We start from the raw sequence: 19,282 nt of genomic DNA, 5'->3' as shown, positions 1-19,282 counted from the left end.
CGCCGAAGGGCCCGCCCGGCCGGGGCTACGCCCTGTCCCGCTCCGCGTCGGCCTGCTCCTGCACCACCTGGAGCATCTGCCCGGCCTCCGCCCGCCGCTCCTGCGCCGCCTCGTCGTCCTCGTCGTGGCCGTCGTACGCCACCAGCACCGCACGTGCGCGTGCCGCGGCCTCGGCCGGGCGGCTCAGGTCGGCCTCCAGCCAGCCCGCGGCGAGTTCGGCGCCGGTGCGGCTGTGCAGGGCGTCCTCGCCGAGGGAGCCGAACACCGCGACGGCCCGCGTCATTTGAGACAGGGCCTCCTCCAGCGCGGTCCGGATCGACTCGTCCTCGGCGTCCTCCGTCGCCGAACGGGCGAGCAGGTCACCGAACTGCCGGTGGGTCTGGCCGAGTTCGGCGACCAGTCGTTCGCGCGCCTCGTCGTCGTCGACGGCCTCCAGCGCAGCCCTGCACTCCTCGACCGCGCTCGCCATCAACTCGGACGCGGTGTCCGCCCCGCCCTGTCCGTCCTCCACCCGCAGCGCCAGCCACGCGCGGGCACGCAGGGAGCGGACCAGGCCGTGCACATTGCCGAGGGTGCGCCACAGCGCACCCGCGCGCGCGTACGCCTGGTCGGCCTCGGCATGCAGGCCCGCGTGGCCGAGGGACTCGGCGGCGAGGTGGGCCAGCGTGGCGTGGTCGTGCTGCTCGGGCCAGTGCCGGGCGATCTCGGCCGCCTGCAACCGGCGTTCGGCCGCCTCGCGGTGCTCGCCGAGCTCGCTCAGGCAGTCGCCGAGCCACCACTGCGTCTGGACGACCGCGCCGTCGCCATGCGTCTCGGCGGTCACGTCGGGCAGCGCCGACTCCAGCACCTCGGCGGCCTCGGCGAACCGTCCCTGCCGCAGCAGGAGCCCGCCCAGCTGCTGCCGCGCCCAGGCGCCCAGCGTCCGGCTCTCGCCCGCCTCGTCGGCCCAGTGCGCAGCCTCCAGGGCGTGTTCGGCAGCCTCCTCGGACAGCCCACGGCCGCCGAGCACCTCGGCCAGCTGAAGATGCAGCTGGGCCCGCCCCGTCGCCTCCAGGTGCGGCCCGCCGTGCTCCAGGGCCGCCCGCAGCGCCCGCTCGGCCTCCGCGGTGTCGCCGAGATGGTGCGCGAGCCCGGCCAGCCGGGCCTCGTACTCCACCGCGAACCACGGCAGCCCGGCCCCGACGAACTCCGCCGAAGCCCGCGCGAACAGCTCGGCGGCCCCCTCCACGTCCCCGGTGAGCGCCGCCAGCTCCGCGAGCATCGCCTGCGCCTCCGCGGCCCGCGAAGCAAGCCGTACGTCGTCCCCGGCCCGCCCGTCGACGAGCGCGAGCACCTCACGGGCGGCGGTCTCCGCGTCGGCGAGAACAGCCTCCGGCACCGCGTCGTCCGCCTCGTGCACCCGCCGCATCACAATCCGCGCCCGGCTCATCAGCACGGCCGCCGTCTGACGTACGCCCGTGCCGTCCTCGGCGTACAGCGCGAGAACCCGGTCGTACAGGTCGGCGATCGCCGTGAGGGCCCGCGGCACCTCGCCCGTGAGAGCGCCTACGTACGCCCCACGCGCGCGTGCCGCCAGCGCCTCCCCGGGGTCGCCCGCCGCCGCGTACAGCTCGGCGGCCTCCTCGAAGAGAGGGATGCCCTCGGGGCCCAGGTCCATCGCCCGGTGGTCCGCGATCTCCGCGCGGTCGAGGGCGTGCAGCTCGACGCCCTCGGCGGCGCGGGAGACGGCGGCCCAGGCCTCGATGGCGTTGGGCTGCAGGGTGTCCGACAGCCGCCGTGCCTCGGCGAGCAGCGCGGGCAGGTCGGCCTCCGCGTCGGCCCCTTCGCCGGCGCCGGGTGCGGCGGCCGCAGCCGGCGCGGGCATCGCCACCGCCTTCGGGCGGGCAGCCGTACGCACCCCCAGCGGCAGCCGCTCCACCAGTGGCCGCTGTTCCATACGCGCGCGTGCCCGCTCGCTGACGTGTTCCGTGCCGTTGCGCCCGTCGAAGCCCGCCGCCAGCGCGAGGGCCTGCGCACGCGCGTGTGCGGCCAGCTCACCGGCGGTCCAGTCGCGGCCCGCCGGCCCCGGAACCCGCTGCTCGGACAGCCCCAGCTCGGTGAGGCGGTCCATGAGCAGGGCCACGACCGCCATGAACTCCAGCTTGCTGCGCGGATGCCCGGCGTCCGTGAAGTAGGCCGGCCGCTCCGCGAGCAGCTCCAGGCCGCGCGCCTCGTTGCCGGTCAGCACACAGAACTCGACGTGGTCCGCGTAGGCGCCACGCATGCTCTCCATGGCCCGTACGAGCCTGAAGCCCCGCAGATGGTTGGCGCGGGCCTCGTCCACGCGGCCCAGACGCAGCAGCGGCGTCAGGGAGGACGCGAGGACCGTGTGCGGCTCGTGGGCGCAGGCGAACTCGCCCTCCAGGACCGGCGCCCACAGTTCGAGCGCCTCCGTGTCTCGGCCCTGCTCGGCCTGCCACCAGCCCTGCCCGTGCAGCTCGCACGCGTGGCAGTCGGCCATGCCGTCCCGGTCGGCGGCCAGCCAGGCGCCGTAGGCCCGCTCGGCCCGCGCCACGTCCCCGACATGCGCGGCCACACTGAACTCGGCGCTGCGCACGGCCCGTTCGGAGTGCCCGGCGAGCCGGTAGCGGTGCTCCATCTCGCCGAGCCACTTCTCGACCGAGGCGAGCGGGATGTGCGGCTGGTCGAGCATGCCGGACGACATCCACTTGAAGACCCAGTGCAGCGAGTGCGTCTCGTACTCGTCGAAGTCCTCGGGCCGCTCGTCCCACATGCGCAGCAGACGCGCGAAGGGGACGAACATCTTGTCCTTCTCGGAGCTGTAGTTGTAGACCTTCAGCTGGTGTCCGAGCGCCTCGATCACGGCGAGCGGGATGCCCAGCTTCTCGGCCTCGGCGAGCAGCTGCTCCGCGCGCGCGTTGCGGGCGGGACCCTCCGGCTCCTCGGAGTTCTCCGCCATCGCCCGGCGCAGCGAGTCGAAGTCCGTGACGTCGCTCATCGGCGGCCCTCCTCGCCGTTCGTGGCCCACTCCAGCAGGCCGATGAAGGCCCGGTTCAGCAGCGCGGAGTCCGCCGGCCTGAGCGGGCGCTGCGCCATCAGCAGGGCCTGCCCGTAGAGGGACTCGGTGGCGGTGCCGATCAGCTCCGGATCGCCCAGTGAACTGATCCGCCGGATCAGCGGGTTGAGGTGGTTGAGGACCAGACGCGCGCGGGGCGCGCTGCCGCGCAGCGAACCGAGGATGCCAGCCCACAGGTCGTCGGCCTGCTCCTCGGCCTCCGCGCGCGCCTGCTCGTGCCGGGCCGCCCGGTCGTCGAGGTGCAGCGCGGGCACGGACAGCGGATGGAAGGCGCGCAGGACGACGTCACAGCCCAGCGGGTCGAGCTTCGCCCGCGCGGCCGCCAGGAAGCCCGCGAGGGCCAGCTCCTCGGCCGGGTCGACCGAGTCCAGATGGGCGGTCACGGTGTCCGCGTCGAGCTCGGCGACGACCGTCCCCGGCCGCACCGACGGCAGCGCCTCGACGAGCTCGCTGTCGTACGTGTACCCGCCGTTGATCACCCCGACGCCCTGCGCGGACGCGATCGGCGCGACCTGCCGGTACTCCTCGACCGTCCGCGTGAAGTGCACCACCGGGTGCCGCTGCGCGAACTCCTCCAGGGACAGCCGCCCGTCGGTCGTCTCGAAGGGCAGCCACGGCAGCATCGTGCGCAGCATCTCCTTGTCGTGCCGCGCCAGCGATTTCACGCCCAGGTGGTGCACGGACAGGAACGCCGCCAGCCGTTCCGGATCACCGGCCGCCAGCCCCGTCAGCCAGGACCGAATCCTTTCGCCGAGCGCTTCCCGTACGCCCGCCAGCGTCTCGTCCTCGTACAGCGACTCGCGCGAGGCCGTCGGTCGCAGGCTGTCGGTGTCCAGGACGCAGCGTACGAAGAACGCCCAGTCGGGCAGCAGCTGTTCGGCGCGCTCGGTCAGCAGCATGCCCTTGAGGTGGACGCGATGGCCGGCCCGCTGGGCGGGGCTGACCGCCGACGGAAGGACGTACGCCACACCACGGATCCCCGCGAGCGGCACGTCCAGCTCGATCGAGTCCAGCGGCGTGAAGCCGAACAGGTCGTGACAGTGCCGGGCCAGGGCCACCCTGCGGTTGGCGGGGGAGGGGTAGGGCCGGTCCCAGGGCGCTGGCAGGTCGGTGACCGCCTCGTCGCCGACCCGGACGTCGTACGGCAGCAGCGAGCCGAAGTCCCGCGCCAGCACCAGCACCCGGTCCTGCGCCAGCCACTCGCCGGCCCCTGCCCGCGCCACCAGGTGCACGGTGGTGCCCGGTTCGGCGCGTGCGTCGTGGGGCAGCGTCCGCACGGTGTACGAACCGTCGTCCGTCGCCGTCCACTCCACGGGCGCCGCGTCCGGCGTACGGGCGCTGCGGCTGACCACCCGGATGCGCTCGGCGACCACGAAGCAGGCCAGCAGACCGATGCCGAACTGGCCGAGGAAGTCGGACCGGGCCTCCTGAAGCCCCTCGGCACGCTTGGAGCTACGGCCGATGGTGGCGAGGAGGTTGTGCACGTCCGCCTCGGTCAGCCCGACTCCGGAGTCCTCGACCCGCAGGGTGCCCGACTCGGCGTACAGCCGGACCTTGGCGGGCGCGTCGGGCTCTTCGGCGCGTCTGGCGGTGATGGCGTCGACCGCGTTCTGCAGCAGCTCGCGAAGGTAGACCTTCGGGCTGGAGTAGAGGTGATGAGAGAGCAGGTCCACCAGACCGCGCAGGTCGACCTGGAACGTATGAGGTGACTGGGACGGCTGAGGTGCCTGGGATGACTGTGAGGTCTGGGAGTCCATCGTCGCTGCGCCGGTGGGGGGACTTCGCGACGGCGCGGGGTCGGGCGGTCCCGGTGAGGCGGTGACCGCGAAAGGATGGCCGGAGCGCGTCATCCTAGGGCCGAAACGAACCGTCTGACCAGGGGTTTCCGGGACGTTTACCCGGACTGCCGCGCTGACCTCTACGGCATTGTCAGTGCCGTGGTGTGGAATGGATCTCGTGCCCGCACTGGAAGAACCACTGAAGAAGGTGCTCGGCCCTCCCACCGCGAAGGTGATGGCCGAGCACCTCGGCCTGCACACCGTCGGCGACCTTCTGCACCACTACCCGCGCAGATACGAGGAGCGCGGCCAGCTCACCCACCTCGCCGACCTCCCCATGGACGAGCACGTCACGGTGGTCGCCATGGTCGCCGACGCGCGCCTGCACACCTTCGCCTCCAGCAAGGCCCCGCGCGGCAAGGGCCAGCGCCTGGAAGTCACGATCACCGACGGCAGCGGCCGGCTCCAACTGGTCTTCTTCGGCAACGGCGTTCACAAGCCCCACAAGGAGCTCCTGCCGGGCACCCGTGCGATGTTCGCGGGCAAGGTCTCCGTCTTCAACCGCCGCCTCCAACTGGCGCATCCGGCATACGAGTTGCTGCGCGGTGACTCGGAGGAAACGGTCGAGACATGGGCCGGCGCCCTCATCCCGATCTACCCCGCCACCGCCAAGCTGGAGTCCTGGAAGATCGGCAAGGCCATCCAGACCGTCCTGCCCAGCGCCCAGGAGGCGGTCGACCCCGTCCCGGCCACTCTCCGCGAGGGCCGCGGCCTGGTTCCCCTCCCCGAAGCGCTCCTCAAGATCCATCGACCCCACACCAAGGCGGACATCGAGGACGCCCGCTCCCGCCTCAAGTGGGACGAGGCCTTCGTTCTCCAGGTGGCCCTGGCCCGCCGCCGTCACGCCGACGCCCAACTCCCGGCGGTCGCCCGCAAACCCAAGCCCGACGGCCTCCTGACCGCCTTCGACGACCGGCTCCCCTTCACCCTCACGGAGGGCCAGCAGAAGGTCTCGAAGGAGATCTTCGACGACTTGGCCACCGTGCATCCGATGCACCGGCTGCTTCAGGGGGAGGTCGGTTCGGGGAAGGCTCAGCCGATGGACTCCCTCGTGCTCACGCCCCGCGGTTTCCGGCGGATGGGCGACCTCGGGATGGGTGATGAAGTCGTCGTGCCCTCCGGAGAGATCGCTCTGATCAACGGGATCTTTCCCCAAGGCGAGCGAGATGTGTGGCGCATCGTGCTCTCCGACGGAAGTTCGGTGGAGTGCGATGACGAGCACCTCTGGATCGTCGGTACGAGTTGCGGCTGGGACCGTGGTCAGCCTCCGAAAATGCTGACCACCCGAGAAATCCGACATGACCTGTTCAAGGCCAACGGCTCGTCGAAGTGGTACATCCCGGCAGCGACCCCCGTGGACCTTGGCGACGACTCCGGGCTCCCCCTGGATCCCTATCTGTTCGGGCTCCTGTTGGGTGACGGCTCGTTCCGGCGCAACCTGCGGTTCTCCACCGTGGACGCGGAGATCCGCGATGCCTTGGCGGCCTCGGTGGCCCCGGACTGTCGCATGGTCCCTGTCACCGGTTCGCGGTGCGACTACACGATTCAGCTGACCCGACGCTCGGGCGGCAACCGAAATCCGGTCATCCAGGCCCTGCGTGATCTGGGGCTTTGGGGACTGACGTCACACGGCAAGTTCATTCCCGCCGAATTCAAGAACACGTCGATCAAGAACCGCCTTGCTCTCCTGCAGGGGCTCATGGACACCGACGGCACGGTTGATCAGAACGGTATGAGCATTTCCCTCTGCTCGGCCTCGTCGACCTTGGCGCAGGACGTGGCCTGGCTCGTGCGCTCCCTGGGCGGCCGGGCGCGTGTTCTGCCCAAGAAGGCCGCTTTCAACGTCTCGGTTGCCTTGCCCGAGTCGTACCCCCCGTTCCGGCTCACCCGCAAAGCCGAACGCGTACGCCCACGACCGAAGTACAACACGTTCCGCCGGGGTATCCGCGCTGTGGAGCATGTAGGTCGAAAGCCGGTCCAATGCATCAGCGTCGCCCACCCCAGTCACGCCTACGTCACGGATCACTTCACGGTGACCCACAACACGATGGTGGCGCTGCGCGCCATGCTCGCCGTCGTCGACGCGGGCGGGCAGGCCGCCATGCTCGCGCCCACCGAAGTGCTCGCCCAGCAGCATCACCGGTCGATCGTCGAGATGATGGGCGAGCTCGCCGAGGGCGGCATGCTGGGCGGGGCGGAGCAGGCCACGAAGGTGGTCGTGCTGACCGGGTCCATGGGCGCCGCCGCCCGCCGGCAGGCGCTGCTCGATCTCGTCACCGGCGAGGCCGGCATCGTCATCGGCACACACGCCCTGATCGAGGACAAGGTGCAGTTCCACGACCTGGGCCTGGTCGTCGTCGATGAACAGCACCGGTTCGGCGTGGAGCAGCGCGACGCCCTGCGCAGCAAGGGCAAGCAGCCGCCCCACCTCCTGGTCATGACGGCCACCCCCATCCCGCGCACCGTCGCCATGACCGTCTTCGGCGACCTGGAGACCTCGGTCCTCGACCAGCTCCCGGCCGGCCGCTCACCGATCGCCAGCCATGTCGTCCCGGCCGCCGACAAGCCCCACTTCCTGGCCCGCGCCTGGGAACGCGTGCGCGAGGAGGTGGGCAACGACCATCAGGCGTACGTCGTCTGCCCCCGCATCGGGGACGAGGAGGACGACCCGAAGAAGGCCGGCAAGAAGAAGTCCCCGGAGGACGAGGCGGAGAAGCGCCCGCCGCTCGCCGTCCTGGACGTGGCGGACCAGCTCGGCAAGGGACCTCTCCAGGGCCTCGCGGTCGAGGTCCTGCACGGTCGTATGCACCCCGACGACAAGGATGCGGTCATGCGCCGCTTCGCCGCCGGCGAGACCGACGTCCTGGTCGCCACGACGGTCATCGAGGTCGGCGTGAACGTCCCCAACGCCACCGCGATGGTGATCATGGACGCCGACCGCTTCGGCGTCTCCCAGCTCCACCAGCTGCGCGGCCGGGTCGGCCGAGGCACCGCCCCCGGCCTCTGCCTCCTGGTCACGGAGATGCCCGAGGCCAGCGCGGCCCGCCAGCGCCTCAAGGCCGTCGCCGCCACCCTCGACGGCTTCGAACTCTCCCGCATCGATCTGGAACAGCGCCGCGAGGGCGACGTCCTGGGCCAGGCCCAGTCCGGGGCACGTTCCTCGCTGCGCGTCCTGGCCGTCATCGAGGACGAGGAGATCATCGCCGAGGCACGGGACGAGGCGACGGCGCTGGTGGCGGCGGATCCGGAGCTGGAGCACCTCCCGGGCCTGCGCACAGCCTTGGACGCCCTCTTGGACGAGGAGCGGGAACAGTACCTGGAGAAGGGGTGAGGGACGCCGGCCCCTGGGCGCGGGGCTGTATGGACCCATGCGGCTACCGCCTCGGGGGCGCGACCAGCCACACTGAACCCAAAGCCGCTCACACCCAAGGACCAAAGATGACCCGCGTGATCGCCGGCGCAGCCGGCGGACGTCGTCTAGCCGTGCCGCCAGGCACGGGAACCCGGCCAACATCAGACCGCGCACGCGAAGGTCTCTTCTCCACCTGGCAGTCCCTCCTCGGCGGCCCGCTGGACGGCGTGCGCGTCCTCGACCTCTACGCCGGTTCGGGCGCCGTCGGCCTGGAGGCGCTCTCCCGCGGCGCCGGCCACACCCTCCTGGTCGAGGCCGACGCCCGGGCCGCCAGGGTCGTCCGCGAGAACGTGAAGAGCCTCGGACTCCCCGGCGCCGAGGTCAGGTCGGGCAAAGCCGAACAGATCATCCAGACCCCGGCGCCGACCGAGCCGTACGACCTCGTCTTCCTCGATCCCCCGTACGCCGTCTCTGACGACGATCTTCGGGAGATTCTCCTCACACTCCGCTCGGGGGGCTGGCTCGCGGCCGAAGCGCTCGTCACCGTGGAGCGCAGCACCAGAGGCGGAGAGTTCCGGTGGCCGGACGGTTTCGAAGGGATCCGGGCCCGTCGTTACGGCGAGGGAACGTTTTGGTACGGTCGCGCCGCCTCCACGTGCGAAGACGCACGATGACCGGACCCGAGAGCGAGGGATCACAAGTGCGCCGAGCCGTATGTCCCGGGTCGTTCGACCCGATCACCAACGGACACCTCGACATCATCTCCCGCGCCTCAAGGCTGTACGACGAGGTCTACGTCGCCGTCATGATCAACAAGGCCAAGAAGGGCCTGCTCGAGGTGGACGAGCGGCTCGACCTGATCCGCCAGGTCACGGCCGAGTACGGCAATGTCCGCGTCGAGGCCTTCCACGGCCTCCTCGTCGACTTCTGCAAGCAGCGCGACATCCCGGCCATCGTCAAGGGCCTGCGTGCCGTCAGCGACTTCGACTACGAGCTGCAGATGGCCCAGATGAACATCGGCCTGTCGGGCGTGGAGACGCTCTTCGTGCCGACCAACCCCACCTACAGCTTCCTGTCCTCCTCCCTGGTCAAGGAGGTGGCGACCTGGGGCGGCGACGTCTCCCACCTCGTGCCGCCGGTGGTTCTGGAGGCCCTCAACAAGCGCCTGCGCAAGGACTGATGGGGCTACAGTCGTCCCGTCCGTCTCCATCACAGCAGTAGAGAGTGGCGAGCACACGGTGGACGTGCAGAAGAAGCTCGACGAGATCGTCTCCTCGGTCTCGGGTGCCCGGTCGATGCCCATGTCGGCCTCGTGCGTGGTCAACCGCGCGGATCTGCTCTCGATGCTGGAAGAGGTCCGTGCGGCCCTGCCCGGCTCCCTCGCCCAGGCCCAGGAGCTGATCGGCGGCCGTGAGCAGATGGTCGAGCAGGCCCGTCAGGAGGCCGACCGGATCATCCAGGGCGCGCATGCCGAGCGCGGTTCGCTGATCTCCGACACCGAGGTCGCCCGCCGCTCCCAGGCCGAGGCCGACCGCATCCTCGCCGAGGCCCGCAAGGACGCCGAGGACATCCGCGCGGAGGCCGACGACTACGTCGACTCCAAGCTCGCCAACTTCGAGGTCGTCCTCACCAAGACCCTCGGCTCCGTCGGCCGGGGCCGCGAGAAGCTCCTCGGCACCGGACCCGGCACCGACGAGCACGGCTACGAGGACGAGGACGCCCCCGAGCGCAGCCACGACCCGGAGACCCTGCGCCGCAACGCCGACGAATACGTTGACGTGAAGCTGGGCGCCTTCGAGGCGGTCCTGGCCAAGACCCTGGAGGCGGTCGGCCGCGGCCGGCAGAAGCTGCACGGCCGTATCGCCAGCGACGACCTCGGCGCCCTCTCCGACGACCCCAGCACCGTCCAGCACTCCAGCGACGCCGACTACCTCGCCGACCTCGCCGCGCTCGCGGAGCAGGACGCCGCGGCCGCTCCGCCGGCGCCGGCCCAGCAGCCCGCCGTACCGGCGCAGCAGCAGTACGACCAGCAGGCCGTACAGCCCGCGTACGGCTATCAGCAGCAGGCCGCGGACCCGTACGCCGGCTATCAGCAGTACGCGGCCCAGCAGGATCCTTACGGCTACCAGCAGGCCGATCCCTACGCCTACCAGGGCTACGACCCCCAGCAGGCGGCCTACGACCCGCACCAGGCCCAGCACGCCCAGCAGCAGGTCCCGCAGCAGGCCGCGCAGGGCGGCCAGGGCTACGCCCTCGACGAGACCAGTCTCTTCGACACGAGCATGATCAGCGCGGAGCAGTTGCGGGCCTACGAGCAGGGGCGCGGCCAGTGAGATGCCACCGGATTGGGCCGTGAGCGAAAGGTCCAGTATCCTGGCTCTTCGGTCGTGTGTACGTCCGCGATCAACGCTGCCCGGGAACATCCAAGGGCAGTAACCCCCTGAGCTCAGCAGATCGAAAGCAGGAATGGCGTGACAGCCCGCCTCGACCACCGCAACCCTCTCGTGTTCGACACGCACGAGCTGGGTCGGCGGCCCGGTGCGCTGCAGCGCCTGACCCGCACGGTCGACGCCCCCAAGGATCTCGGTATCCAGAAGGTCATCGGAGTGCCGGAAGGTGCCCCGGTTGAGCTCGAACTCCGACTCGAGTCGGTCATGGAAGGTGTGCTTGTCACAGGCACCGGCCGTGCACAGGCCGAGGGGGAGTGCGTAAGGTGTCTGGAGCCGCTTCAGCTCGACGTCGAAGCGGAATTCCAGGAGATGTTCTCGTACCCTGACGCCGATGACCGGGGCCGTCACAGCACGGAACCCGGCGACGACGCCGAGGACGACGAGGACAGGCTCTTTCTCGAGGACGGCTTGTTCGACCTCGAACCAGTGCTGCGTGATGCGGTGGTGCTCGCACTGCCGATGCAGCCGGTGTGCCAGGAAGACTGCCCTGGACTGTGCGCCGAGTGCGGAGCACGTCTCGCGGACGACCCGGACCACCACCACGACGCCGTCGACATCCGTTGGGCGGCACTGCAGGGACTCGCCGAGACCATGACGGACGGCGAGAAGGACGAGATGAGCGGCGCCGAAGCGGGCGTCGACGAGAAGCAGGAGAAGTAGCCGTGGCTGTTCCGAAGCGGAAGATGTCGCGCAGCAACACGCGCCACCGCCGGTCGCAGTGGAAGGCTGCGGTCACCCCCCTGGTTGCGTGCGAGCGCTGCCACGAGCCCAAGCAGCAGCACATTGCGTGCCCGTCTTGCGGCACCTACAACAAGCGCCAGGTCCTCGAGGTCTGAGCGGCTGGTGAGAGGCACTGTGTCCACTGCCAAGAAGGCGGAAGACGCCAAGGCGGACCCACACGCCCGTAAGAAGGCGGACAACCAGGCCTCGTCCCACACGCTGTTGGAAGGGCGGCTCGGGTACAAGCTCGAGTCCGCCCTTCTGGTGCGTGCGCTGACCCACCGTTCGTACGCGTACGAGAACGGCGGCCTGCCCACCAACGAGCGCCTGGAGTTCCTCGGGGACTCCGTCCTGGGCCTCGTTGTCACGGACACGCTGTACCGCACCCACCCCGACCTGCCTGAAGGCCAACTGGCCAAGCTGCGGGCCGCGGTGGTCAACTCGCGTGCACTGGCGGAGGTCAGTCGCGGGCTCGACCTGGGCTCCTTCATCCGGCTCGGCCGCGGTGAAGAGGGCACGGGCGGCCGGGACAAGGCGTCCATCCTTGCCGACACCCTGGAAGCGGTGATCGGCGCGGTCTATCTCGACCAGGGCCTGGACTCGGCGGCGGAGCTGGTGCACCGCCTGTTCGATCCCCTGATCGAGAAGTCCTCGAACCTCGGAGCCGGCCTGGACTGGAAGACCAGTCTCCAGGAGCTCACCGCGACCGAGGGGCTCGGCGTGCCCGAGTACCTGGTCACGGAGACCGGCCCCGACCACGAGAAGACCTTCACTGCTGCCGCCCGCGTCGGAGGCGTCTCGTACGGCACCGGCACCGGCCGCAGCAAGAAGGAGGCGGAGCAGCAGGCCGCGGAATCCGCGTGGCGGGCCATCAAGGCCGCCGCGGACGAGCGCGCCCGCAAGTCGGCGGCTGATGCCGCCGAGCCCGACGCAGATGCGTCGTCGGCCTCCGCCTGACCGAACAGCGCGATCCGAGCGCCCGTACCCCGCCGTGGGGCGGGCGCTCGGCCCATTGAGCGGCCCTGCCGGGCCACCCAGGTGTTACAGGGGATCCCCATGCCCGAGTTGCCCGAGGTCGAGGTCGTACGGCGCGGACTGGAGCGGTGGGTCGCCCACCGTACGGTCGCCGATGCCGAGGTGCTGCACCCGCGTGCCGTACGCCGGCACATCGCGGGCGGCGACGACTTCGCGCACCGCCTCAAGGGCCACCGCATCGGCACGCCGAGCCGCCGCGGCAAGTACCTGTGGCTGCCCCTGGAGGACACGCACCAGTCGATCCTGGCCCACCTCGGCATGAGCGGCCAGCTGCTGGTCCAGCCGAGCACCGCGCCCGACGAGAAGCACCTCAGGATCCGGGTGCGGTTCGCGGACACCCTCGACACCGAACTGCGCTTCGTCGACCAACGCACCTTCGGTGGCCTGTCGTTGCACGACAACACCCCTGACGGCCTGCCCGACGTCATCGCGCACATCGCCCGCGACCCCCTCGACCCGCTCTTCGACGACGAGGCGTTCCACCAGGCCCTGCGCCGCAAGCGCTCGACCATCAAACGGGCCCTGCTCGACCAGTCGTTGATCAGCGGTGTCGGCAACATCTATGCGGACGAGGCCCTTTGGCGTGCCCGCCTCCACTACGATCGCCCGACCGCGACCTTCACGCGCCCGCGCAGCCTCGAACTCCTGGGCCACGTAAGGGACGTCATGAACGCCGCCCTCGCGGTGGGCGGCACCAGCTTCGACAGCCTCTACGTCAACGTCAACGGTGAGTCGGGCTACTTCGACCGGTCGCTCGACGCGTACGGCCGTGAAGGGCTGCCGTGCAAGAGGTGCGGTACGCCCATGCGCAGGCGGGCCTGGATGAACCGGTCCAGCTACTTCTGCCCGAAGTGTCAGAGGGCGCCGCGCGTCTCGTCGTAGCGCGCACGGGCTCCGAGGACGTCGTCCATCTGCCCCTCCACGAAGTGGATGAGGTTCAGCAGCCGCTCCGCCACTCCGCGTCCCAGAGGCGTCAGTTCGTAGTCGACGCGCGGCGGGTTCGTCGGCTGGGCGTCGCGGTGCACCAGGCCGTCCCGCTCCAGGGCGTGCAGTGTCTGGGACAGCATCTTCTCGCTGACGCCGTCGACGCGGCGGCGCAGCTCGTTGAAGCGCAGCGAGCCCTCGTACAGAGCACCGAGCGTGAGCCCGCCCCAGCGGCCCGTGACGTGCTCCAGCGTGCCGCGCGAGGGACAGGCCTTGGCGAACACGTTGTACGGGAGGTCCTGCGCCTCCGTGCGCTCCTGCGTGGTGTCCATCCCTCAAGCGTACTCGAACGCAGCGCTAACCGGTAGGTTGCACTAACTAGAAGTTAGTGCTTTCCTTTCGTCATCGCCAGCGAGCTGCTTCTCGCTGGGCTGCCTACGTTCAGGAGCGCCCAAGTGACCACGCCCGTCGTCTCCATCGCCTACCACTCCGGCTACGGCCACACCGCCGTCATCGCCGAGGCCGTCCGCTCCGGTGCCGTCGAGGCCGGTGCCGAGGTGCACCTGATCAAGGTGGACGAGATCACCGAGAAGCAGTGGGCGACCCTCGACGCCTCGGACGCGATCGTGTTCGGCTCGCCCACCTACATGGGCACCGCCTCCGGCGCCTTCCACGTCTTCGCCGAGGCCACCTCGAAGCGCTGGGCCGACCAGGCCTGGACGGACAAGCTGGCCGCCGGCTTCACCAACTCCGCCTCCAAGAGCGGCGACAAGCTGCACACCCTGCAGTACTTCCAGATCCTGGCCGCCCAGCTCGGCATGCACTGGATCAACCTCGGCCTCCTCCCCGGCTGGAACAGCAGCGCCGGCTCCGAGAACGACCTCAACCGCCTGGGCGTCTTCACGGGGGCCGCCGCCCAGACCAACGCCGACCAGGGGCCGGAGGCCGTCCACAAGGCCGACGTGGCGACCGCCGAGCACCTGGGTCGCCGGGTGGCGGAGACGGCCAAGGCGTTCGCGCGGGGGCGCGTGGCCGCCTGAGCGACGCCGTAATGAGCGCGCACGAGGCGCCGTCCCCGCTGTAGCCTGCCGACCGAGCCGGCCGCGGGGGACGGTGTCTTGGGGGAAGCATGTGGGACGGCCCGTTCTATCGGGTGCGCAGGGACGGATACGAGATCTGCTTCGTACCGGACGCGGGGGAGGGCCTCGACGAGGTCTGCAACGTCGACATGTGGGTGACGTTCGCCGATGGACAGCGCTGGTCCGGGACGGTCTTCACCCTCGACGAGGCGCGCCGCCTGATGGACCGCTGGAAGGGCACCGGGGAGTGTCTCGACGGCCGGTACTTCTACTGCTGGGACAACCTGATGGTCCGGGACGCCGGCATCCCCGCGATGGTCGAGGTCATCGACCACCTCGTGGTCACCGGCGACTACACGTCGGCTCTGCGGCCCCTGGGGCTTGCCGAGGACTGAATCGGCAGCCCGGTCCGTCCAGGGGTCGTCGGAGGGTGCCCCACGACAACGCGGGAGCGCCTCGGCGCCGGAATGCCGACGGAGTGCCGTCGTGCCACGCTGAGATCAGGGGATCGAGTCAGTCAGTCGAGGAAGCTCGGCTGGCCGGATGGCTTTGCGACCCAAGGAGGCCGACATGGCCCGTGACGTCCCCCAACCCGAATGGGCCAACGCCGAACCGCGCCCCTGGCATGCGCCCACGTCCGGTACCACCGTCCTTGCGGCAGCACTGATGATCTTCGGTGGGGCAATGGCGATCTTCGAGGGAATCGCGGCCATTGCTGAGGACGACCTGTTCCTCGCGACACGTCACTATGTGTTCGAGTTCAGCCTGGCGGGCTGGGGCTGGGTCCACCTGATTATGGGAATCCTCCTTGTCATTGCAGGCTGCTCCGTACTCAGCGGAGCGCTGTGGGCACGCTTCTTCGGCGTCTTCGTGGCCGGGCTGGGCGCGCTCGCCAACTTCCTGTGGGTGCCGTACTACCCCCTGTGGGCCTTGACGCTGGTGGCCGTCAACCTCTTCGTCGTCTGGGCCCTGTGCGCGGGCATGCACAGGGAGGCCGACGACGGCCGGACGGCCTGACGCGCGGGCCGGTGGGCGCGCCCCCGGTTCGAATCCGGGTGATGGCCACCTCAGCCACCCCGCTTCCCAAGCGACAGGATCGGAGAAAGGCCCGGTCGTGACGATGCGGCCCGCAGGTCCGAGATTTTGATGAGCGGCCTCATCCTCATCAGGTCGATCATGGGGTGCCTGGAACGTCGGCCGTCTCCCCAGCACGGGCAGGGGTGGCTTTCCTGAAGCTCGGCACCCGGAGCCGGAGAGGACGATCCAGGCGGGCATGGTGATCGCCGACGGTCGCCGGACCGCTCGCCTCGCCTGCAGCGCACCTCCGTGCTGCGATGGAAAGGGGCGTCGGAGGGAAAGAGCGATGATCCCACCAACAGCGGAGCGCAAGAGTGACGCGGCCCCGGTCCCAGTCCGCCCGCTGGGTGAGGCGGACCTGGATCGGGCCGATGAGATCTGCAGGGTCGCTTTCGGGACGTTCCTGGGGGTCCCTGATCCTTTCGGGGCCGTCGACTATGTTCGTACGCGTTGGGCGGCCGATCCGCGGGCGGCATTCGCGGCGACGGTCGAGGGCGAAGTAGTCGGATCGAACTTCGCCACCAACTGGGGCAGCGTCGGGTTTTTCGGACCGCTGACCGTGCGTCCGGATCTGTGGGACCAGGGCATCGGCAGGCGTCTGATGGAGCCGGTCATGGACTGCTTCGACGCCTGGGGGAACCGCCACCTCGGCCTGTTCACCTTCGCGCACAGTCCCAAGCATCTTGAGCTCTACCGCCGGTACGGTTTCTGGCCTCGATTCCTCACAGCCATCATGAAGAAGCAGGTCGCAAACGGTGCCGCAGTCCCCGGCCGGGTGCTCTACGGCGAACTGCCCACTGCCGAGCGGCCTGACGCGCTGAGTCTCTGTCGCGCACTGACCGGAGCCGTGTACGAGGGCCTGAGCCTGGAACGCGAGATCGTGGCCGCGCACGCGCAGGGAGTCGGTGACACCATCCTGCTCCAGGGCGCTGCCTCCGAGCTCGACGGCCTGGCCGTCTGCCACTGCGGAGCCGGGTCGGAGGCCGGCGCAGACGTGTGCTTCGTCAAATTCGGGGCCGTACGTCCTGGTCCGGAGGCCGCCGACCGGTTCGATCGACTGCTCGACGCGTGCGAGCTGCTGGCCGCCGAGCGCGGCCTGGGGCAACTGGACGCCGGCATGAATCTGGGCCGCCCGGATGCCTACCGGCGCATGGTCGACCGCGGTTTCCGCACCTGGTTGCAGGGCGTGACCATGCACAGGCCCAACGAACCCGGGTACAGCCACCCCGACGCGTATGTGATCGACGACTGGCGCTGAGACCTCCGCCGAGCTCGGCTGGGTAGCGGCGTCTTCGTGGCCGGGCTGGGCGCGCTCGCCAACTTCCTGTGGGTGCCGTACTACCCCCTATGGGCCCTGACGCTGGTGGCCGTCAACCTCTTCGTCGTCTGGGCCCTGTGCGCGGGCATGCACAGGGGGGCCGACGACGGCCGGACGGCCTGACCCGAGCGCCCGCCCACCGGCCGCGACCTTCTGCGGCCGGCTGGCTCAGTACCCGAAGTCCTGCGTCCACCAAGGGCCGCCGGCGCCGAGCTGCACGCCCACGCCGAGGGTCTTGAAGTCGCAGTTCAGGATGTTGGCCTTGTGGCCCGGGCTGTTCATCCAGGCCTCCATCACGGCGGCCGCGTCGGACTGGCCGCGGGCTATGTTCTCGCCGCCGAGGTCGGTGATGCCGGCCTTTGCGGCCCGGTCCCACGGGGACGCGCCGTCGGGGTCGGTGTGGTCGAAGAAGCCCCGATTGGCCATGTCCGCGCTGAAGTCCTGGGCGAGCTCGGTGAGCGAGCTGTTGGCGGCGACGGCGCTGCAGCCGACCTGAGCGCGCTCCTCGTTGACGAGCTTCAGCACCTCGGCCGCGGCGGCGGCCTGTGCGGACACCGTCACGGGAGCGCTGGTCTGCTCCTTCGCGGGCTTCTTCTCAGGCTCCTTCTCCGGCGTCTTCGTGGCCGTGCGGGAAGGGGTGTCCTTCGGCTTCTGGCTGGGCGTGGCCGAGGGCTTCTTCGACGGGGTCTTCGTCGGTGCGGCCGACGAGGTCGACGGGGCCGGCGAGGTGGGGCGTTCGTTGTCGCGGCTCGTCGAGGCGCCGTTGTCGTGGCTGTCGGCGCTGCCGGACGTGCCGCCCTGCTCGTTGGGGGAGTTGGTCGGGGTGTCGGCGGCCTGCACCTTGTCCGCGCCGTTGCCGCCGCCGAGCCTGTAGTTGTCGATGCCGGGCACCACACCGGTGGCGACCGCGACCGTGCCCAGGGCGACCGCCGCGGAGACGCCGAGCAGACCGGTCTTCACCGGCGCCACCGCCTTCTTCTTGCGGCGGCGGTGCGTGCCGCTCCCGGGGCGACGGGAGCCGGAGCTGGGCGTGAAGCCGTCACTGCGGAAGACCGCGGTGTCCGCACCCGAGGCCGATCCGCCCATGGAGCCGGCGTCGCCCGGGAAGGTCGCGGTGTTGGTGATCCGGTCGTAGTCGTCGTCCTCGGCGAAGAGGTACGCGTCACTCTTCGCGTAGGCCTCGGCGTACGCCTCCGGGTTGAGATACGGCGCGATGCCCATCGTGGGCCGGTCGCCGTCGTACGAGTTGAGCGGGTCGTGGCCCTCCGTGAAGGAACCGTCCGTATGTGTGACCCCCGTGGCGCGGCCCGTGGCGGCGCGTCCGGCGGCGGAGCGTCGGTGGCGTCCCATGTCCTGGCCTTCCTCGTCCTTGCGGTCTCAACGTCCTCACAGAACTCACTCCATCGTGTGAGTTTCATATGAGATTCATTGGGTGGGGACGGTACCGCATGGCGCCTGTGGAGGAAGTGCCCGAAGAGACATTGGCCCGTTAGGTTGCAGTCATGAGCGAGGATGTGCGGCTGGTCGCCTGGGTGCGTGGACGCGTCCAAGGTGTGGGTTTTCGCTGGTTCACGCGGGCCAAGGCCCTCGAGATCGGCGACCTGAGTGGTTTTGCTCTCAATTTGGCCGACGGCCGGGTCCAAGTGGTCGCGGAGGGTCCGCGCAAGGGTTGTGAAGGACTCCTCGACTGGCTCCAGGGCGACGACACGCCCGGGCGGGTGGACGGTGTCACCGAGATCTGGGACACGCCTCGCGGGGGCTACGACGGCTTCGCCATCCGCTGAGCCGGTTCTGTAAAGCGGCCCTGGCGCGAGCGGAGGAACCTGCCACCGGCAACTGCCCCAAGCAGAAATGGGCAGGTGGTTGCCAAGAACGGCTCGCGATGGCAGGCTCCGCCCTTAAGGATGATCGCCACGCCCCGAAGGGCCCGCAGGAGTCGCCGCGCAGCCGTCTGAAGGCCGTGTGCCCCCGGGTTTGCCCGCCAGTACGGGGCGTGATCGTGTTGACCGTCAAACTTTTTGGTGAGACGCTGAAAGCCCCGCGCACCTTAGCTGTTTGGCGTGGCTGAACGGCAGCACAACTCCGGTCCTGCCAAGCAACCGCGGGTGCGAATCCCTCACGACCCACACCGCTTCGGTCGGTCACTCATTGTGGAGGACCATCCATCATGGCAAAGGCGCTTCTCGGTTACGTCGGCGGCTCCGACCCTCGACTCCTCGCCGAGATGCGACGGCTCCAGCAGCGTGTCCAGGACCTGGAATCCGAGCTCGGACGGATCCAGGCGGAGAACGACGCGCTGACGGCTGCCGCTTCTCACGACAGGATCATGGAGAGCATCGACGCACACCAGGCGGAGCCTGCGCTCACCTGATCACTGCACCGCTCCACGACAGCACAAGCAGTGGTTTGGGCG

The 19,282-nt window shown here is 70.0% G+C and carries 19 protein-coding genes; 15 read left to right on the top strand and 4 right to left on the bottom strand.

Going from position 1 to position 19,282, the window contains the following annotated elements; translation table 11 throughout:
• Positions 1 to 25: 25 nt before the first annotated feature.
• Entirely contained in the window at positions 26 to 2,998 is a 2,973-nt protein-coding gene (locus ACWGDB_RS17075; protein WP_453823177.1) for a tetratricopeptide repeat protein, read from the bottom strand.
• Positions 2,995 to 4,833, bottom strand: coding sequence for an HSP90 family protein (locus ACWGDB_RS17070; protein ID WP_453823176.1), 1,839 nt, complete (start codon positions 4,831 to 4,833; stop codon positions 2,995 to 2,997). Before ACWGDB_RS17070 ends, ACWGDB_RS17075 begins: the two co-directional genes overlap by 4 nt.
• 190 nt (positions 4,834 to 5,023) lie before the next feature.
• Here ACWGDB_RS17070 and ACWGDB_RS17065 point away from each other — a divergent pair, with 190 nt between their 5' ends.
• The 8 genes from ACWGDB_RS17065 to mutM all read left to right on the top strand — a co-directional run bounded on the left by ACWGDB_RS17065 (position 5,024) and on the right by mutM (position 13,353).
• Positions 5,024 to 8,245 carry a helicase-related protein gene (locus ACWGDB_RS17065; RefSeq protein ID WP_453823175.1) on the top strand — a complete coding sequence of 1,074 codons (3,222 nt, stop codon included), beginning with the start codon at positions 5,024 to 5,026 and terminating at the stop codon, positions 8,243 to 8,245.
• Positions 8,246 to 8,352: 107 nt separating this feature from the next.
• The gene (gene rsmD, locus ACWGDB_RS17060; protein ID WP_453823174.1) at positions 8,353 to 8,940 is read left to right on the top strand and encodes a 16S rRNA (guanine(966)-N(2))-methyltransferase RsmD; all 588 of its coding nucleotides are present in this window, start codon (positions 8,353 to 8,355) and stop codon (positions 8,938 to 8,940) included.
• A gap of 26 nt (positions 8,941 to 8,966) precedes the next feature.
• The gene (gene coaD, locus ACWGDB_RS17055) at positions 8,967 to 9,446 is read left to right on the top strand and encodes a pantetheine-phosphate adenylyltransferase (protein ID WP_328422970.1); all 480 of its coding nucleotides are present in this window, start codon (positions 8,967 to 8,969) and stop codon (positions 9,444 to 9,446) included.
• 58 nt (positions 9,447 to 9,504) lie between these two features.
• Positions 9,505 to 10,599, top strand: coding sequence for an ATP synthase F0 subunit B (locus ACWGDB_RS17050; protein ID WP_453823173.1), 1,095 nt, complete (start codon positions 9,505 to 9,507; stop codon positions 10,597 to 10,599).
• Positions 10,600 to 10,737: 138 nt separating this feature from the next.
• Positions 10,738 to 11,376, top strand: coding sequence for a YceD family protein (locus tag ACWGDB_RS17045; RefSeq protein ID WP_383607428.1), 639 nt, complete (start codon positions 10,738 to 10,740; stop codon positions 11,374 to 11,376).
• A gap of 2 nt (positions 11,377 to 11,378) precedes the next feature.
• A complete protein-coding gene (rpmF, locus tag ACWGDB_RS17040) occupies positions 11,379 to 11,552 on the top strand; it encodes a 50S ribosomal protein L32 (RefSeq protein ID WP_015657589.1) in 174 nt (57 codons plus the stop codon).
• Between the two features lie 7 nt (positions 11,553 to 11,559).
• A complete protein-coding gene (gene rnc, locus ACWGDB_RS17035) occupies positions 11,560 to 12,393 on the top strand; it encodes a ribonuclease III (RefSeq protein ID WP_328878962.1) in 834 nt (277 codons plus the stop codon).
• Positions 12,394 to 12,492: 99 nt separating this feature from the next.
• Positions 12,493 to 13,353 carry a bifunctional DNA-formamidopyrimidine glycosylase/DNA-(apurinic or apyrimidinic site) lyase gene (gene mutM / locus ACWGDB_RS17030; protein ID WP_453823172.1) on the top strand — a complete coding sequence of 287 codons (861 nt, stop codon included), beginning with the start codon at positions 12,493 to 12,495 and terminating at the stop codon, positions 13,351 to 13,353.
• Here mutM and ACWGDB_RS17025 read toward each other — a convergent pair.
• Positions 13,326 to 13,727, bottom strand: coding sequence for a winged helix-turn-helix transcriptional regulator (locus tag ACWGDB_RS17025; protein ID WP_453823171.1), 402 nt, complete (start codon positions 13,725 to 13,727; stop codon positions 13,326 to 13,328). The genes mutM and ACWGDB_RS17025 overlap by 28 nt on opposite strands.
• A 123-nt stretch (positions 13,728 to 13,850) precedes the next feature.
• On the opposite strand from ACWGDB_RS17025, the gene ACWGDB_RS17020 reads away from it, so the two are divergent.
• From ACWGDB_RS17020 to ACWGDB_RS17000, 5 genes are all read left to right on the top strand, one after another.
• Positions 13,851 to 14,435, top strand: coding sequence for a flavodoxin family protein (locus ACWGDB_RS17020; RefSeq protein WP_453823170.1), 585 nt, complete (start codon positions 13,851 to 13,853; stop codon positions 14,433 to 14,435).
• Positions 14,436 to 14,524: 89 nt separating this feature from the next.
• On the top strand, positions 14,525 to 14,869 hold the full coding sequence (locus ACWGDB_RS17015) for a hypothetical protein (RefSeq protein ID WP_453823169.1): 345 nt from the start codon (positions 14,525 to 14,527) through the stop codon (positions 14,867 to 14,869).
• 175 nt (positions 14,870 to 15,044) lie between these two features.
• On the top strand, positions 15,045 to 15,491 hold the full coding sequence (locus tag ACWGDB_RS17010) for a DUF7144 family membrane protein (RefSeq protein ID WP_453823168.1): 447 nt from the start codon (positions 15,045 to 15,047) through the stop codon (positions 15,489 to 15,491).
• Positions 15,492 to 15,747: 256 nt separating this feature from the next.
• Positions 15,748 to 16,809, top strand: coding sequence for a GNAT family N-acetyltransferase (locus ACWGDB_RS17005; protein ID WP_453823167.1), 1,062 nt, complete (start codon positions 15,748 to 15,750; stop codon positions 16,807 to 16,809).
• Between the two features lie 36 nt (positions 16,810 to 16,845).
• Positions 16,846 to 16,992 carry a DUF7144 family membrane protein gene (locus ACWGDB_RS17000; protein WP_453823166.1) on the top strand — a complete coding sequence of 49 codons (147 nt, stop codon included), beginning with the start codon at positions 16,846 to 16,848 and terminating at the stop codon, positions 16,990 to 16,992.
• 45 nt (positions 16,993 to 17,037) lie between these two features.
• Here the strand turns inward: ACWGDB_RS17000 and ACWGDB_RS16995 are convergent, their stop codons facing one another.
• Positions 17,038 to 18,219, bottom strand: coding sequence for a CAP domain-containing protein (locus tag ACWGDB_RS16995; protein ID WP_453823165.1), 1,182 nt, complete (start codon positions 18,217 to 18,219; stop codon positions 17,038 to 17,040).
• 152 nt (positions 18,220 to 18,371) lie between these two features.
• Here ACWGDB_RS16995 and ACWGDB_RS16990 point away from each other — a divergent pair, with 152 nt between their 5' ends.
• Both ACWGDB_RS16990 and ACWGDB_RS16985 read left to right on the top strand, forming a co-directional pair.
• The gene (locus ACWGDB_RS16990; protein ID WP_453823164.1) at positions 18,372 to 18,653 is read left to right on the top strand and encodes an acylphosphatase; all 282 of its coding nucleotides are present in this window, start codon (positions 18,372 to 18,374) and stop codon (positions 18,651 to 18,653) included.
• A gap of 383 nt (positions 18,654 to 19,036) precedes the next feature.
• Complete coding sequence (locus ACWGDB_RS16985) at positions 19,037 to 19,240, top strand: hypothetical protein (protein WP_030048901.1); 204 nt, start codon at positions 19,037 to 19,039, stop codon at positions 19,238 to 19,240.
• Positions 19,241 to 19,282 lie beyond the last annotated feature (42 nt).

This window comes from Streptomyces sp. NPDC055013 (assembly GCF_053608645.1).
This window is presented reverse-complemented; position numbering and strand designations above follow the sequence as displayed.

Excerpts from the sequence above, each read along its gene's own strand:
- ACWGDB_RS17075 (WP_453823177.1), bottom strand. The coding sequence starts at position 2,998 with ATGAGCGACGTCACGGACTTCGACTCGCTGCGCCGGGCGATGGCGGAG.
- ACWGDB_RS17070 (WP_453823176.1), bottom strand. The coding sequence starts at position 4,833 with ATGGACTCCCAGACCTCACAGTCATCCCAGGCACCTCAGCCGTCCCAG.
- ACWGDB_RS17065 (WP_453823175.1), top strand. The coding sequence starts at position 5,024 with ATGGATCTCGTGCCCGCACTGGAAGAACCACTGAAGAAGGTGCTCGGC.
- rsmD (WP_453823174.1), top strand. The coding sequence starts at position 8,353 with ATGACCCGCGTGATCGCCGGCGCAGCCGGCGGACGTCGTCTAGCCGTG.
- mutM (WP_453823172.1), top strand. The coding sequence starts at position 12,493 with ATGCCCGAGTTGCCCGAGGTCGAGGTCGTACGGCGCGGACTGGAGCGG.
- ACWGDB_RS17025 (WP_453823171.1), bottom strand. The coding sequence starts at position 13,727 with ATGGACACCACGCAGGAGCGCACGGAGGCGCAGGACCTCCCGTACAAC.
- ACWGDB_RS17015 (WP_453823169.1), top strand. The coding sequence starts at position 14,525 with ATGTGGGACGGCCCGTTCTATCGGGTGCGCAGGGACGGATACGAGATC.
- ACWGDB_RS17010 (WP_453823168.1), top strand. The coding sequence starts at position 15,045 with ATGGCCCGTGACGTCCCCCAACCCGAATGGGCCAACGCCGAACCGCGC.
- ACWGDB_RS17005 (WP_453823167.1), top strand. The coding sequence starts at position 15,748 with ATGGTGATCGCCGACGGTCGCCGGACCGCTCGCCTCGCCTGCAGCGCA.
- ACWGDB_RS16995 (WP_453823165.1), bottom strand. The coding sequence starts at position 18,219 with ATGGGACGCCACCGACGCTCCGCCGCCGGACGCGCCGCCACGGGCCGC.
- ACWGDB_RS16990 (WP_453823164.1), top strand. The coding sequence starts at position 18,372 with ATGAGCGAGGATGTGCGGCTGGTCGCCTGGGTGCGTGGACGCGTCCAA.
- ACWGDB_RS16985 (WP_030048901.1), top strand. The coding sequence starts at position 19,037 with ATGGCAAAGGCGCTTCTCGGTTACGTCGGCGGCTCCGACCCTCGACTC.